This window comes from Bacillus sp. 196mf, from assembly GCF_003217275.1.
In the GTDB taxonomy this organism is placed as follows: Bacteria; Bacillota; Bacilli; order Bacillales; family Bacillaceae_G; genus Bacillus_A; species Bacillus_A thuringiensis_S.
This window is the reverse complement of sequence record NZ_QJTG01000099.1, coordinates 1-1,642: the sequence shown is the minus strand read 5'-3', so window position 1 is coordinate 1,642 and position 1,642 is coordinate 1. Positions and strand designations below refer to the sequence as shown.

Sequence of the window (1,642 nt, the reverse complement as noted above, 5' to 3'; positions counted from 1 at the left end):
TCTCAAGCTTTCCCAATGGTGATCATTTGTACTAAAGTCTTCATAAAAAACAGGTTTTTTCAAGAGTAGCTTCATTCCACGCTTCCATTTCACATCATATACCGTTGTATCTTTTTGTCCTTTATCATGCATCAACTTTAATTGTTTTTCAATTTCTTTTGACGTTGCTTCATCGAAAACAAGCGTCATTGCTTTTTCATCTAACTGCGTATCCTTATAGTATAAATGGCCATCCTTCTTCTTTGCACCAAATGCCTTTTCTACTACTTCTCCAATTGTTAATTTAGGTGTTCCATCCTCTAGATTATTAAAATCTCTTGCCGCTACTTTTCTTTCCAACACTTCATTACCTGTATCTAAAATAACTGTACTCGTTACTTTCTCTATTTGAGGAATATATCGACTCCATTTTTCATCCCCAGCTTTCAAATCTTCTTTGTCTTTTTTCACAAATTTCCCATCTACTTGGGTTGTATCGATTTGTAACCCTTCACCAGCATCAATTCGCTGCATTTGCCCATAACTAATTGTCAGACGACCTGAACTAAAATCATCATTTGAACTCACAGAAATCGGTGCTTGTCCTTTTTCCGGATACGTGTCTCCAGGCGCAATGTGATCAGCTATTTGGTTTTCTTTTGCTTTAATTGTAGCTAATGCATCCCTTCCTAAAACAAAATTCATTGTGGGCTGTGCATCATATATCGGAGCAGTTCCTGTATTATAATAACGCACATTCCCATTCAAATATGCCGAATCCCCTTCATTAAAACTCAAACCTTTGCTAAAGGATTCTCCATCACTGTGTTCTGCACTATTTGTCGTCGAATTTGTCCAGGAGAAATGTCCAGTCACACTCCATCCTACACTAACTGACGGACCTGTAAGACTCAAACCACTCTCTCCATGATACGAAGTATCTACCCCTTTTGTCGTAGATTCCGTTTTACTCGTTGAAGTCGCTTTCGAATGGGATTCACCTTTTTCTTCAGAGTGGTGCATATTTTTCGTCATAATCATCTTCTCCATAGCTACTCCCACAATCGGAACAGCAGCTACCATGGGATCCCTTGCTTCCTCGGCAATACCACGTTCAATATTACCCGTCACTTTATCTACATCTGAATAAGGATCTCCAGTCGTACTTACCTCATACGGATTCGATACATATTTTTTGAAGCCCATGTCTTCCCATCGTTTAGCCTGTTCTTCATCTGTTGGCCACGGTACAATCTGATGTCCTTTTGATGTATAGCCCTTTCGTGCCCACTCATCCGGAATACCCGTATGACCTGTATCTGTCAGATCTTCTTTATCTGCATCTGCGCTTTTCTTTACACGTTTCGGCCCATTTTGTTGCTTTGTTTTCTCTGCGCTTTTTGATTGTAATAAACTCTCCTGCGGAATCACTACTTTTGTACCACCATCTTTCGACCAAGATAGCTGTAAATCTAACAGCGTATCTCCTTGATCTGGTTGTGGATTTGTATACTTCATTTTTAGAACGTAAGTTTTCCCTTTTTCTAATTTCACAGATTGTTTCATACCTTCTTGTTTGATAAGGTCTTTTCCGTCTATCTGCAATTGAACATGTTGATTATCAGACGTTGAGAATGTGTATTCCCCACTCTCTGTTGGTTCA

The 1,642-nt window shown here is 39.2% G+C and carries 1 protein-coding gene; it reads right to left on the bottom strand.

Annotated elements, in window-relative coordinates; genetic code table 11:
• Positions 1-1,642, bottom strand: a 1,642-nt coding sequence (locus ATL10_RS30670; protein ID WP_258375857.1) for a binary toxin-like calcium binding domain-containing protein, incomplete at both ends; no start/stop codon positions are given.